This is a genomic window from Pedobacter nyackensis, from assembly GCF_900176505.1.
GTDB lineage: Bacteria > Bacteroidota > Bacteroidia > Sphingobacteriales > Sphingobacteriaceae > Pedobacter > Pedobacter nyackensis.
Genome location: NZ_FWYB01000001.1, coordinates 964,168 through 977,839, shown reverse-complemented (window position 1 = coordinate 977,839; position 13,672 = coordinate 964,168). Strand labels below are relative to the sequence as shown.

16 protein-coding genes are annotated in these 13,672 nt (G+C 37.4%); 8 read left to right on the top strand and 8 right to left on the bottom strand.

Features of this window, described 5'->3' with window-relative positions; genetic code table 11:
* The first annotated feature begins 68 nt into the window (after positions 1 to 68).
* The 6 genes from B9A18_RS04145 to B9A18_RS04120 all read left to right on the top strand — a co-directional run bounded on the left by B9A18_RS04145 (position 69) and on the right by B9A18_RS04120 (position 5,191).
* Positions 69 to 791, top strand: coding sequence for an SDR family oxidoreductase (locus B9A18_RS04145; protein WP_084287382.1), 723 nt, complete (start codon positions 69 to 71; stop codon positions 789 to 791).
* The gene (locus tag B9A18_RS04140) at positions 788 to 1,555 is read left to right on the top strand and encodes an SDR family oxidoreductase (RefSeq protein WP_084287381.1); all 768 of its coding nucleotides are present in this window, start codon (positions 788 to 790) and stop codon (positions 1,553 to 1,555) included. Before B9A18_RS04145 ends, B9A18_RS04140 begins: the two co-directional genes overlap by 4 nt.
* A 27-nt stretch (positions 1,556 to 1,582) precedes the next feature.
* Positions 1,583 to 2,584 (top strand): NADP-dependent oxidoreductase, encoded by a 1,002-nt coding sequence (locus tag B9A18_RS04135; protein WP_084287380.1) that lies wholly within the window; start codon positions 1,583 to 1,585, stop codon positions 2,582 to 2,584.
* A 275-nt stretch (positions 2,585 to 2,859) separates the two neighbouring features.
* Positions 2,860 to 3,432 (top strand): Crp/Fnr family transcriptional regulator, encoded by a 573-nt coding sequence (locus B9A18_RS04130; RefSeq protein ID WP_084287379.1) that lies wholly within the window; start codon positions 2,860 to 2,862, stop codon positions 3,430 to 3,432.
* A gap of 69 nt (positions 3,433 to 3,501) precedes the next feature.
* Positions 3,502 to 4,323 carry an alpha/beta hydrolase gene (locus B9A18_RS04125; RefSeq protein WP_084287378.1) on the top strand — a complete coding sequence of 274 codons (822 nt, stop codon included), beginning with the start codon at positions 3,502 to 3,504 and terminating at the stop codon, positions 4,321 to 4,323.
* The gene (locus B9A18_RS04120; protein ID WP_084287377.1) at positions 4,310 to 5,191 is read left to right on the top strand and encodes a DMT family transporter; all 882 of its coding nucleotides are present in this window, start codon (positions 4,310 to 4,312) and stop codon (positions 5,189 to 5,191) included. Before B9A18_RS04125 ends, B9A18_RS04120 begins: the two co-directional genes overlap by 14 nt.
* A 326-nt stretch (positions 5,192 to 5,517) precedes the next feature.
* On the opposite strand, the gene B9A18_RS04115 is transcribed toward B9A18_RS04120, so the two are convergent.
* The 6 genes from B9A18_RS04115 to B9A18_RS04090 all read right to left on the bottom strand — a co-directional run bounded on the left by B9A18_RS04115 (position 5,518) and on the right by B9A18_RS04090 (position 10,499).
* Positions 5,518 to 6,348, bottom strand: a complete 831-nt coding sequence (locus tag B9A18_RS04115; RefSeq protein ID WP_084287376.1) for a sulfurtransferase — start codon at positions 6,346 to 6,348, stop codon at positions 5,518 to 5,520.
* A gap of 308 nt (positions 6,349 to 6,656) precedes the next feature.
* Complete coding sequence (locus tag B9A18_RS04110) at positions 6,657 to 7,970, bottom strand: sensor histidine kinase (RefSeq protein WP_084287375.1); 1,314 nt, start codon at positions 7,968 to 7,970, stop codon at positions 6,657 to 6,659.
* Positions 7,967 to 8,647: a response regulator transcription factor gene (locus B9A18_RS04105; RefSeq protein ID WP_084287374.1), complete on the bottom strand. Its 681-nt coding sequence runs from the start codon at positions 8,645 to 8,647 to the stop codon at positions 7,967 to 7,969. The genes B9A18_RS04110 and B9A18_RS04105 overlap by 4 nt, the downstream gene beginning before the upstream one ends.
* A 22-nt stretch (positions 8,648 to 8,669) precedes the next feature.
* Positions 8,670 to 9,521: a hypothetical protein gene (locus B9A18_RS04100; RefSeq protein ID WP_084287373.1), complete on the bottom strand. Its 852-nt coding sequence runs from the start codon at positions 9,519 to 9,521 to the stop codon at positions 8,670 to 8,672.
* A gap of 4 nt (positions 9,522 to 9,525) precedes the next feature.
* Entirely contained in the window at positions 9,526 to 9,852 is a 327-nt protein-coding gene (locus B9A18_RS04095) for a hypothetical protein (RefSeq protein ID WP_144009390.1), read from the bottom strand.
* A 53-nt stretch (positions 9,853 to 9,905) separates the two neighbouring features.
* The gene (locus tag B9A18_RS04090; RefSeq protein WP_084287371.1) at positions 9,906 to 10,499 is read right to left on the bottom strand and encodes a hypothetical protein; all 594 of its coding nucleotides are present in this window, start codon (positions 10,497 to 10,499) and stop codon (positions 9,906 to 9,908) included.
* A gap of 599 nt (positions 10,500 to 11,098) precedes the next feature.
* Between B9A18_RS04090 and B9A18_RS04085 the strand changes: the two genes are divergently transcribed.
* Positions 11,099 to 12,004 carry an amidohydrolase family protein gene (locus B9A18_RS04085; protein ID WP_235005227.1) on the top strand — a complete coding sequence of 302 codons (906 nt, stop codon included), beginning with the start codon at positions 11,099 to 11,101 and terminating at the stop codon, positions 12,002 to 12,004.
* A 130-nt stretch (positions 12,005 to 12,134) separates the two neighbouring features.
* Here B9A18_RS04085 and B9A18_RS04080 read toward each other — a convergent pair whose 3' ends face one another.
* Entirely contained in the window at positions 12,135 to 12,548 is a 414-nt protein-coding gene (locus B9A18_RS04080) for a hypothetical protein (RefSeq protein ID WP_084287370.1), read from the bottom strand.
* Positions 12,536 to 13,102 (bottom strand): RNA polymerase sigma factor, encoded by a 567-nt coding sequence (locus tag B9A18_RS04075; protein ID WP_084287369.1) that lies wholly within the window; start codon positions 13,100 to 13,102, stop codon positions 12,536 to 12,538. Before B9A18_RS04075 ends, B9A18_RS04080 begins: the two co-directional genes overlap by 13 nt.
* A gap of 125 nt (positions 13,103 to 13,227) precedes the next feature.
* Between B9A18_RS04075 and B9A18_RS04070 the strand changes: the two genes are divergently transcribed.
* A complete protein-coding gene (locus B9A18_RS04070) occupies positions 13,228 to 13,566 on the top strand; it encodes a hypothetical protein (RefSeq protein ID WP_144009389.1) in 339 nt (112 codons plus the stop codon).
* Positions 13,567 to 13,672: the final 106 nt, after the last annotated feature.

Sequence of the window (13,672 nt, the reverse complement as noted above, 5' to 3'; positions counted from 1 at the left end):
ATGAAAGTTGTTTGTATATTTGCACTTGCAAAACGCAAGCAAATTTACGAAATTAAATTATAGATACAATGAAAACAACAGGAAATACAATATTTATCAGCGGTGGAAGTGCCGGAATTGGCTTAGCCATTGCTAAGAAATTTAACGCAGCCGGCAACAAGATCATCATCAATGGACGTGATGAAGCGCGTCTTCAAAATGCTTTGAAAGTGTTAGACAATGCTATTGCCATTCAGGGAGATTTATCCTTACAGGCAGACAGGATAAGCATTGCGAAACAATTAAAAAGCAACCATCCCGATGTAAACATCATCATAAATAATGCTGGTGCTGCTTTTATTAATGATTTAAGTGACAACAATAACAATTCGGCAGAAAAGGCCTACCAGGAAATCAACACCAACTACATCAGCGTTATTGATTTTACTGCCTTAACTTTACCACTACTTTTGCAACAAAAAGAGGCAGCAATTGTAAATGTTTCCTCTATAGCTGTATTCAGGTCAAACAAATATCTGCCGACCTACTCTGCCAGCAAAGCAGCACTGCATAGCTATACACAAGGATTGAGAGATACATTTTCCGAAAATGAAAGTTTGAATGTGTATGAACTTTATCCACCATTGGTAAATACCGAATTTTCGGCAGAAATTGGTGGAGCGAATGGCATTCCTCCATCAGAAGTGGCTGATGAGCTGTTTGCTGCTTTGGCGAAAGATCAGTTCGAAGTTCCGGTTGGTGATACTAAAAAAATACATGCGCTGGTAGAGCATGCTACGGCCACATTATGAAATTAAACGGAAAAACAATACTCATCACAGGTGGCGGATCGGGCATTGGATTGGAAGCCGCGAAACAGTTTTTGAAAACCGGAGCAAAGGTCATCATTACCGGTAGAAGTCAGGGTAAACTGGATGCGGCTAGAAAAGCATATCCGGCGCTGACTGCGATACAGAGCGATGCGGGAAATGAGGACGATGCTAATGCGCTTTTCGACAAGGTTAAAGAACTCGGCGGCATTGATATTCTATACAACAATGCAGGTGTTGGTGTTCCACCCAAAAATTTAGGTATTGCAAATGATAGCCATTTCAAGGGAGCTACATACGAGATGGAGGTTAATTACCTGGGGGTGGTCCGTCTAAATAACCTTTTCATGGAGATGCTCAAATCAAGAGAGGAAAGTGCAATCATCAATACTACTTCAATTCTGAGCCTTGTACCCTCAATGGTTGAGGCTACCTATTCGGCATCCAAAGCTGCACTCGCTTTTTATACCAAATCCTTAAGGGAACATTTAAAAATTTTAAATGCCAATGTGAAGGTTTTTGAACTGTTGCCACCTTTGGTTGATACAGATATGGTGGCAGATAGGGATGATAAGAAGATAAGCCCTGAACAACTAGTCAAAGAACTGATAAACGGACTGGGTAAAGACCGATATACCATTCGGGTGGGCGATTCTAAAATGGTCTATATACTCAACCGCTTTTTTCCAAAGTTTACATTTGGATTGATCAATCCGAAGAAAATAAATGCAAAATTAAAATTGTAACTTATACACTTGCCAAAAAACCATAATATGAAAGCATTCATAGTACAAAAATATGATAAAAAAGGAGTTTTAAAGCTTACCGATATTTCTGTTCCAATCATAAAAGAAGATGAAGTGCTGGTCGAGATTCATGCTGCAGGTCTAAACCTCCTTGATGCTAAAATAAAGTCTGGTGAATTTAAGTTAATATTACCTTATAAGTTGCCACTCATTTTGGGACATGACGTAGCGGGTATAATTACCCAAGTAGGAACAAAGGTGATACAGTTCAAGGTGGGTGATGAAATTTATTCTCGTGTTGCCGATTTTAACATCGGTACTTTTGCCGAATATATAGCCATTAAAGAGGACGATGTAGCATTCAAACCTAATAATATCACCATGGAAGAGGCGGCTTCCGTTCCGTTAGTGGCATTAACTGCATGGCAGTCGTTAGTAGAAAAGGCGAATCTGAAAAAAGGCCAGAAAATATTTATTCAGGCTGGTTCAGGAGGAGTGGGCACAATTGCCATTCAACTGGCGAAACACCTTGGTGCAACGGTTGCTTCGACTGCAAGTGAAAAAAGTTTTGAAATGTTAAAGGAACTCGGAGCAGATGTTTTGATTGATTATAAAAAGGAAGATTTTGAAGTTATCCTGAAAGATTATGATGTAGTCTTGAACAGCCAGGATACCCAGACACTTGAAAAATCATTACGAATTTTAAAACCGGGAGGAAAGGCCATCTCTATTTCGGGGCCACCCACACCAGAGTTTGCCAAAGCAATTGGAGCCTCTTGGTTTGTAAAGATGATCTTATCATTTCTTAGCTATGGAATCCGCAAGAGGGCTAAAAAAATAGATGTGGACTATTCATTTCTGTTTATGAGGGCAGATGGTAAACAATTACAGGAAATTTCCAAACTGATTAAACAGAATGTGATCAGACCTGTTGTGGATAAGGTGTTTCCTTTTGATCAGATTAATGAGGCTCTGGAATATGTAGAGACTGGACGTGCTAAGGGAAAAGTAGTAGTGAAAATAAAGTAGGCCACAGGTTCTTTTGTCCTTAAATTGTTTCGACCTTAGCCTGTCTGGGCCCACCAAGCTAGATTTGGTGAAAAATCTAGTTAGTTATGTATCTAACACCTTAGGAGTTGCTACATTTGAGTAGACTGAGTTCCAGTTTTATTTACACCAAATTACTTATCAGTCTAAATACGCTAAAGCACTTATTGTTAGGAATTACGTATGCATACGAAGAGAAACATAGGAAATATTTTATTTTTCATTACATATTTTACCGGATCTTGTTAAGTTTAGATATGATAGATTTTTTGAACCAGATAAATTCCTATTACCCACTTTCCGAGGAAACCACAGATGCTTTGATAGCTATTTGTAAAATAAAGTCTTTTAAAAAGAATGACGTTATTTTAAGGGCAGGCGATATGGCACGTTATTACTATTTCGTTCGCACGGGCTTGCTAGGCTATTATACTGTTGATGAAAGTGGTAATACGATTTTTAAATTGTTTTTCGAGGAGAATAGCTTTGTAGCTTCCACCGCTGCTATAGTCGAATATAAACCCAGTATATTCCATATTGTCGCTTTGGAGGATTGTGAATTACTGGTGTATTCTGCTCAAACTTTCCGCGAAATGTTAGTAAAATATCATGATTTAGCCCTGTTTCATATTCATTACTTAGAGAAAAATTGGGTTGTAAAAAAAGAACCTTTAGAAATCAATTTGAAATGGGATACAGCTAAAATACGGTACATCAGACTTTACGAAAATAAGAAGTTGTATCTGCGATTGAAACAGCATCATATCGCCTCATATCTTGGTGTTACACCGACTCAATTAAGTAGGATACGCAAAGAATTAAATTTTTGATGCCTCAACATATGTAAACGTTTTTCATCTTTTGATCCATGACCTTTGTCTCGGATTAAAAAAAAGAAGATGAAGAAAATAACAGCAATATGCATCATTCTTGCTGCTGTACTTCCTAGTTTTGGACAGCAAATTGTTCATGAGCAAGTGTACAGTGAGAAAATGAAAAAGAAAGTTCCAGCGGTGATTATCACGCCAAATTTTGAGACAGGTAAAAGGTATAAAACTGTTTATATACTCCATGGTTACAGCGGAAATCCGGAAAGAACTTATCAGCAAGATATCCCAGATCTCGCTGCAAAATCCCAACTTTTCCAAACTATTTATATTTTGCCAGATGGCAATTTTAACAGTTGGTATGTCGATAGTCCGATTGACAAAGGCTCCCAATATCAAACTTTCATAGGGGATGAGCTGGTGGGATATATTGATTCCCATTATCCGACAGTTGCCGATAGAAAAAGAAGAGGAATTTTAGGTTGGAGTATGGGAGGATATGGAGCTATAAACATTGGTGTTACCTTTTCAACTGTCTTCTCTCTAGTTGGTAGTTCATGTGGAGCATTAGATTTTAATCGATTTGGCGAAAGCTATCATTTGTATCAAGTGGATCAAGTGCTGGGTGGATTTCAACAGTTAACTAAACCCTATTTTACCTCCAGTAAGATCGGAAATATGAAAACAGCAAATCAGTTTTATATCCTGGACTGCGGTATCGAAGATGAGCAGATGATTGACATGAACCGAGATTTTCATTATCAGTTAATGGATTCAAAAGTGGATCATATCTACCAAGAGTCAAAGGGAGCACATAATGCCTCGTATTGGAGCAGGTCACTTTCTAACCAGTTAGCCTTATTCGAAAACTATTTTTATCATGAAAAATTTTAAAGCAGTGGTATATGTGCTTCTGGGAGCAGTTAGTTATGGATTATTGGCTACTATTGTCAAATATGCCAATCATTTGGGTATAGGAACTAGTGCACTTACCTTTTGGCAATTTTTTATCGGGTTTGTTTTTTTGTTAGTCTTAGATTTAATCTGGAGAAAAAGATCCGGTCAGGAGATTCAGAAGGTATCTTTTAAATCAAAGTCAAAGCTGATCCTTTGGGGAACATCACTTGGACTTACGACCACCTTATACTATATTTCAATTCAGTATGTTCCCGTTTCTGTGGGAATAATACTTCTGATGCAATCCATTTGGATAAGCCTTGGGCTGGAGATTGTTATTCATAAAAAACGACCAAATACAGCTAAGATAGTCGGTGTAATAATCGTTTTGATTGGAACATTGCTCGCAACCAATATCTTTGATACGCAGTACGATATCAGTATAGAGGGACTTCTTTTAGGGTTAGGAGCGGGTGCTTCCTATGCCTTATCTTTATTTGCATCAAGTTCAATCGCCTTGGATGTGCCTAGTCATATACGAAGCAAATATTTAGTTTTTGGAGGTCTAATATTGATTATCTTATTTTGGAACATCCATATTATTCAACAAATGAGTGTGAGCAGTTTATATTGGGGAATTGCGATCGCTATTTTTGGAACTATTTTACCGCCACTTCTTTTTACGAAAGGGATTCCTGAAGTAGGCATTTCACTAGGTAATATTTTTGCAAGCCTTGAGATTCCTGTATCCATCCTTTCTGCTGTTATCATACTAAATGAATCGGTTGAGATGATCCAATGGGGAGGGATTTTGTTAATATTGTTCGCTATTGTGTTGATCAATAAAAGAGTAGAACAGTATTAAATATGAGTACCTGATGATTTTCTTGCGAAACCTTTTGATGTCGATATCATATTGTCTAAAATCCTAGCCCAATTAAATATCGTTACGCAAAACAGACGTTGATAATACAATTGTGGAACCATATTTATTCCATTTTTAATATTTCATTTATATTAGCTAAATCTGCGATTACACACAAATCAGACAGGAAATGGTTCGAGAAGCGCCCAGTTGGGTCCACAAACAAGAAAGCCGTTTTTCGATAAGAAAAACGGCTTTTTTCGTTTACACCTAAATCCCGGCATATACACCAGTGGGAACTGAAATATACTACAGTAACAGCAAACCTAAGCCAAAATCATTTTCTTGTTATTCCTGCTCCACTCGCTCCAACTACCCACATACAATTTTGGTATCTCTAAACCTGCATAGTCTATCGCTAAGAGCGTATGACAAGCGGTTACACCAGAACCACAATGTACAATCACATTTTCAATTTTATAATCAGCTAACACTTTTGAATATTTTTCATTTAGAATTTCAGGAGTTAAAAAGGCCCCATTAGCATCCAAATTCTCAGTAAAAGGAATATTTATAGCGTTAGGTATATGGCCAGCGATTAAATCTATAGGTTCGGTTAAACCTGCAAAGCGATTCGCATCACGAACGTCAATAATTAAATGATTATCACTGTTGCCAGCAACCTCCACTTCATCTATTTCTGCCAATGGCAACTGCCATTCTGTGAATTGATCTGGCTCTGCTGGTTTCGCTGACGGAACCTCAGCATTTACAGCAAAGCCGGCTTTAATTGCAGCAGTATAGCCACCATTCAAAACCTGAACTTTTTCATGACCTATTGACTTTAACATCCACCAGAATCTTGCTGCAGCATTAGATCCGTTTTTATCGTCATAAACAATTACATGTTTATCTTTTGTAACTCCGTATTTCCCTAAAAGCTGAGCAAAATGCCCAAAAGGTGGTAGCGGATGCCTACCACCAATAGCGAAATCTTTAATATCAGCCAGGTCAGTATTTAAATCCAAATAAAAGGCGCCATTTAAGTGTTGTTCATCATATCTTGGTTTCGATCCTGCACTTACATCAAAAAGGATGAAATCGTTTTCACTTAGTATAACCAATTCCTCAGATTGTATAATGGATGATAGTTTCATAGCCTTTTTTAAATTGTGAATATATAAAAATCCGATCACTTATATAGTGGAATCTTGTGCGCGACAAATTTGGTAAATTCCTATTTCAGTTCCTTTCAATTCTTCGGGCTACAGTTTTGCGCACCGTTTGGTTATATTCTGCCCTTATTGGTGTAAAAAAATCTTTACCTTTTTAAGAAGCTCGTGCTTTCTTTCACTAAATCAGCGATTAAACCTAAATCAAATAGGAAATGGTTCGAGAAGCACCCAGTTGGGTCCATCCAAGTGGGCAAGTCTGATAATTCAGACTTTAATAAGACTTACATTATCTAAGGATATTTCAGAGACAGACTTATTGTAGTGCCTTTGTGTAATTTTGATTTTACCTTAATTCTAATGTCAAAATAATCAGCGATACTTTTTACTATCGACATCCCCAATCCATGTCGCCCACTACCTTCATGATGCGAAAAGCGGTCAAATATTGTGTCGAGGTCTTCTATACGGATACCTTGCCCGGTATCAGCTATAAAAATTTGATAGGTATTCCCCAAATATTCGTCCTTTATTTCAATGCTTCCTCCTGATTTATTGTAGCGTATGGCATTGTTGATGAGGTTGTAGAATAGGTGAAAGATCAGTTCCTGATTCAGGCCGACTAATTGGAAGTCTTCTTTAATATCTAGGTGAACGTTGATATTTCGATCTTCCAGCATTGGCCTCAACTCAGAAATAATATCAGATAGGACCTCATGTAGACTAATTTTATCTGTTTTTTTGTATTGTCCGCTATCTATTCTTGCCAGAAGAAGCAAAGATTTGGCTATTCGTCCCAACCGATCCAATGTGTTGTCCATTTCGGATAATTTAAGCGCTTGTATTTCACTCAAATCTTTATCGATCATCATATTTTCGATTTTACTACGCAGGATGCTAATAGGGGTTAATAGTTCATGGGAAGCATTTGCGGTAAACTCCCGCTCCCGATTAAAAGCCTTTGTAGTACTTTCCATTAAAGCTTTTAAAGAAGCATCCAAAAAAATAAAATCACTGGTGGTTGTTTTAATTGGTGAGAAATTCAGGTCAAAGGGAAATTTCTGCTTTACTAGCCTCTTGTCTATTATCAACCAGAACGGCCTTAACGCCTGTCTTGAAAAGTAAAAATCCAGAATAATGGTGATAGAGAACAGGATGAGTAGTAATGCCAGCCCCACATGCTGAAATAAACTGCTGTATAGCTCAATGGTCTCACGGGAACGACCTATTTCAAGAATATAGTGTTTTTTATTATGTGTAAAAACATTTTTCAATATCCGGTATTCTGCTGTATCTCTATCAATAACTCGTATCTGATCATCGATTTCCTTTAGCCCTATCAATGAGTCCGGATCTGCCTGCTGAATGGCAATATAATCATCTCTGAGCATGGTATAACTACCATACGCATCTGATCCTTCAAGGTAAAAATCCAGGCCGTTCACCTTAATGTTCTGAAAGGCTTCATTTCGCTGTAATTTCAAAAATTTGTCAATAGTATAGACAGAATACCAATTGAATATCGCAGGAAGGAGCAGTATAAAAAGACCGATGATGATCAGTTTAGATAAAGCAAAGTATAAATTTAGCTTATGGTTTAGTTTCACTTGGATAAATTTATTTTATAACCTATTCCCCTAACAGATTCCAACCAGTCTACCGAAGCATAGACGACTAGTTTTTTACGAATATTCTTAATATGAACGTCAATGTAATTGGAATCACCATTAGAGATGCTGAGGTCTCCCCATACATGTTCATATAGCTGACTTCTGCTCAAAGGTCGGTTTCTATTAAGAATAAGATAGCTCAAAATATCGAATTCCTTTTTGTAGAGCAAAATCTGCTGGCCTTTAAAGTATACTATACGCGTGGACATATCTACACTGAAATCTCCTATCTGAAAAACATTTCCATTGGTTGCAAACTTTCTTCTGATGATGGCCTGGATACGTGCATGAAGTTCTGCAAGAGAGAATGGTTTGGGTAGATAATCATCAGCCCCGAGCTCTAACCCTTCAATACGGTCTTTGATATCACCTTTGGCAGATAATATGACAATTATCGAGTCTGCCTGGTCCATTTTTATGGTTTTCAGGATATCCAAACCATCCCCGTCAGGCAAGCCTAAATCCAATAAGATAATATCAAAGTACCGGTCAGTTAATATAGCTGTGGCAGCTTTTACAGTGCTGGCAGTCTCGCATTCATATTGAAGCTGGGTCAGGAAGCTTACGATTTCATCTGCCAAGGCATGTTCATCTTCTACTAATAATACTTTCATATTCCGTTGAAATCGGGTTTATTTATAGCTGATAAAAATAACCTAAAGAAAAAAATGAATTTGAGCGGTTGCCCTGGACACTTTTATCGCTCAATACCGAAAGCTGATAGGATAACATAACTGCTCCTTTGCCGCGGTAATAAATCAGGGGCAGATTAAAGTTGTACGACAACAAACTAAAATCGGTAGATACTGTTGTAGTTTCTGTTGCTTGCTTTTCGTTGTTCTCTTGAACAGGGAGCGTGAGTATGTTATTCAGGCCGCCCATCCACTGTTTTCTCTCCTCGATATACGTGGTGTAAAAGCGTTGTGTTCCGGCTACAATACTGATCCCCGGCTTTAAGTAAAACGTATTTTTTTCTCCCAACTGCCCCAGGAGAATATTTTTTGAATTATCAAGTGATATAAAAATATCCTCTGATTGCCCAAAGTTATAATCTGCCATCAGTTCAGTCCGGAACAGATGGTCAATGCCAATGGTGGAGCTCAAGCTGTTTGGATTTGAAGCCTGAAGCAAAGGTGATGCTTTTGAGTAGAATGATCGTGTATATCCTACTTCGAAATCTGCTTTGGGTCCGAGATCGAATTCAAATCCTGACTTCAGGTGCATTTCTGAAGGAAAATTGTTCTCCTTGAGCAAATGGTACCCACCTCCGGAAATGTACCATCCCCAGGATGTCTTGAATTTTAAATCTACATAAGCAAAAGGAAGGGTTTCAGCTGCAGTCTGGCCATAATAGCTGGCATTTGAGCTGACCATTGAAGATAAGGTTAATGTATTTCTTTTTTCCCGGGACAATGTATCGGATTGCCCCAACACCAATAAAGGAGCGGTTATAAATAAGGATACAAGGACAATTAATGAATTTCGCATGGATTTATAATTTAATCTTTACCTGGGTATTGACTTTCACTTTAACTTGGTTAATACGTGGTGACTTTACATTTATTGATGTTGGACCGATAGTCCTTGGAATGACTTTATTCTTAGCTTTAGGTACTTTCTTTAAGGCTTTTTCAGTTTGAGCTAAGGTTTCTTTTTTATCTTTTTCCACGGCACCCTTTTCCTGTCTCCTGGCGGTACCCAATGTATCCTGTTGTAATATATGCAATGCTGTCGAAAGATTTCTTGTTTTAGCAGCATATGCACCATTGACACAACCAATGATAAGCATCGTGAAAAGAATGTAAAGATGATATCTCATAATCAGTAAATTTGAGGATTCTTTTGAATCCCCAAATTTATATTTTAAGTTGGTTAAAGTTTAATTCCTGTAGCGGCTTTTACTTTGGTATTGATTGACTTTGGTTTAACATTTACATCAGTTTTAACTTTTACATCTGTTTTTACATCTGCTGTTACATTTGCTGGAACTGATTTAACACTGGAATTAAGGCGGCCGCTCAAATTACCAGCATTTTTCACGGCAGTGTTACCTTGACCGTTTACCGAGGCTACTTTACTAACAATAGCACCCTTTGTTCCGGCAGTTACATCTGATTGTGCTGCAGTACTTACGTCTACTCCATGGGTACTACCACTAACGGCCCCACCGATTCCCAATTTACTCGTTGTTGAAGCCTCAGCATTAGCAGCTTTTTTATCTATAGCTTCTTTTGTTGCCTCCACTTTTTGCTTTGCTGCATTCTTTTTCTCTTTTGCCTTAGATTTTAAATCTTGTGAGTTTAAAATTATCTCGGCATTAGCAGATTGAGAACTTTCAGCATTTTGTTTGTTCAATTTAACCTCTTCTTTTGTCTTTGCTTGCAGAGAAACTTCCTTAGCTTTCTGTTGGGCCATAGCTCCGGTAAAAATCATTACCGAGAGGGCCATCGTTAGTATTTTTTTCATATTCTATGTTTTATTACATCAAAGCTAAACCCGGAATATGAAAATAAAATGAAACTCTTTTTTTATGTCTAAATAATCTCTTCAAAATCTGTAAAGGACGTTCCGACCTCAATATTATACGACTTGTCTAGATCAATGAAAGGAGAAAGTACAACTCTAGGTGCGCCTCTTTGAATACTTTGGTATTCCTATAAGCTAAACTATGGGCAAGTAGCGCTTCCTTCTGCAATGCAAAAATTAGCAAAGCGAACGTCTTCATCCCTCAATTGGGAGTGTTACGTAACTATGCGCACCAAACTACTATTTTATGCGAGTACATTTTTTCAGCAAAGAGTCTTTATTAAAATAAAAAGCTACTTCAAAAACGAGTAGCACCAGAACATTGAATACTGTTTATAATAGTCTGGTCGATTATTTTCAATCAACAACTGCTCCAATAAATTCTATCAATTCAGCTCTGGAATAAAGAGAAGCATAGTGCTTCTTGGTGTCAATAAGCTTAGGGATAGGCCTGGCAGAAAACGCTTATGCATAAACAAATATAAAGCTAAATAGTAGATGAATGACCCGCCCCTAATAACCATTAAAACTATTATGAGATGAAAACGTTGTCTGATGACGAAACTATATTCGATAAACATTATAAATACACTATGAAAACATTAATTTTCTTAATTCTATTTTTAAGTTTATTTTTTCCCGCCTCTAAAGGACTTGCACAAAAAATATTTGATGTTCATATCCATGGAAGCAATGACATCGTATCACAACTAAAGGAATTAAAGGAAGCGGGTGTTTATAAAGCGGCCCTTAGTAGTTCATGGAACTTACAAAACAGCTACAGAGCACATAGGCAAATAGGCTTATTATATGGTTTGATGTTTCCCTGTCCAAATGGTAGTGTACCTTATAGCCTTCAACCCTGTTTTGAAAATAAAAAAGAATGGCCTCCACTCGCTTGGGTAGAACAACAAATTAAAGACAGAAAAATAGATTACTTTGGTGAGATTTTAAGTCAGTACTATGGCATATCTTCAGCCGATTCTTTATTGTTTCCTTATTATGCTCTAGCCGAAAAATATAATCTTCCCGTTGGAATACATACAGGTGGCGCAGGTCCAAATCATGGCAGTCCTAATTTTAAAATGGAATTAGGAGATCCCCATTTAATGGAACCGCTATTTCTAAAATTTCCGAAATTAAAAGTTTGGATCATGCACAGCGGCGACCAGTATTTTAAAGAAGCAATTGCCATAATGACAATACATAATCAAGTATATGCAGATATCTCAGTGATTTCTAACCCTGATATTGTACCAACGGCGCAATTTATAATGATAATGAAAAGTTTTCTTGAGGCAGGATTGATAGATCGGCTCATGTTTGGAACAGACAATGGAAACATAAAGAAGGTTATTACTAGAATTGAGCGACTTAACTTTTTATCTAAAGAGCAAAAAGACAATATATATTATCAAAATGCCGAGCGTTTCTTTAGGAAATAGTATCCCACCGTATCTAATAAGATCCAGTTGGAACAATCACAAATAAATGATTTACAAAGTTTCTAACTCGTAGAATTTTAATGATTTTGCGGATTTAAGGTCTCAGCTTGCTGTTGCCGAAGAGATACTCTCAGTATTCCCTTTTTGCCAACCGCTGGTCAATTCCTAAAATGCAAAAGAATAAGCAGACTACCAACAATAGCACCCATTTGAATTTTAAGACTACATGAAGCACCAGGTCAGCGGTGGTTTGACTGATGAGTTGTAATAATCCATAGCCCAGCAACATGCTCAGCATAAAAATGGTTACGGCTAGTATATTGAACAGGATATCACTTTTTCTGTTAAAACGCTCCTGAAGTTTCCTTCTTACATCTGATGCAAAGCTAAAAGGCAGCCCCTGGCCAGGCTCCGTATCAAGTGCTTTAAATAAATCCTTGTATGCTAAGAGGTCGCCGGCCTCTTTTTTGCCAAGGGTCTTGTCGCCGGAGATTGGGCCGCTGCTCAGTAACTCTTGCAGTTCATCGTCATTTAACTCTTCCATGTGTTTTCCTGTTTAAGATCTTTTTCAATTTTCTCTTTCAATAATTTACGTGCCCTGAAAAGATAACTTTTCACTGTACCTTCCGGTATTCCTGTTATTTCCTTTATTTCTGATAGTGAAAACTCGTTGAGGTGATATAAGGTTAATACAGTTTTATACTGAAGGGGCATTTGTTCAATAAGGTAGTTAACGTAAACCGAGGTATTCTTTTTTATCAGCTCCTGCTCGGGATTTTCATCTGTAAAATGATAATTGTCAATGTTTTTCGGGTATTCGTACGGCGACCCATTTTTGTTTTTTTTAATGTGATTTACAGCAGTTAAATAAGCTATACGTGCGATCCATGTAGATAACTTGGATTGAAACCGAAACGAGGTCAGGCTATGATGTATTTTGATGAAGACTTCCTGACAGATGTCCTCCTTGTTTTGTTTGTCTTGAACCAACCGGTGGATTACAAAGAAAACAAGCTTTTCATATTGTTTAACCAATAACTCAAAAGCCCTTAAATCTTTCTTTAATATCCTGTTTACAATTTCGTTCTCATCAAACATATAACAGTAGTCAAGATATGTACATTCGTGGTTGCAAAATAGAGAAATAAAATATTTATTAAATAATTGCAACCGAGTCTGCTGCTGTGCTGACTACTGTAGCAAATAACATAATCAAAAACACCATGAAACAATTAATGCCATTTATAATCGTCATCGTATTTTTTATAATTATCGCCATATTCATCCTTGCCCTGTATAACTACAGGTTGAAGAAACGAATAATTGACGCTGGTCCTTTAGATGAAACAGGCCTTAAGTTTCTGGCCCAATTATCAGGCTCTGGAAATGAAGCCGTAAAATGGAGCTTGCTTTTACTATCGACTGGTATCGGGTTAGTAGTCCTGGAGTTTGTACCCTACAGTGCTGAGGATTCGCCGGCACCATACGGCATCGAAATGATCTTTATCGCCGCTGGATTTCTAATTTATTACCTGTTTTTAAAGAAGCAAAAGAATAGATAGCTATAGCTTTCCTGTCTGAGCAGCACTAATAATCATTCTTTTTCTACCAAATATTAAAGGACAAATACTCCTGCAGGATTGTCATGCCTAATAAATACGCCTTATA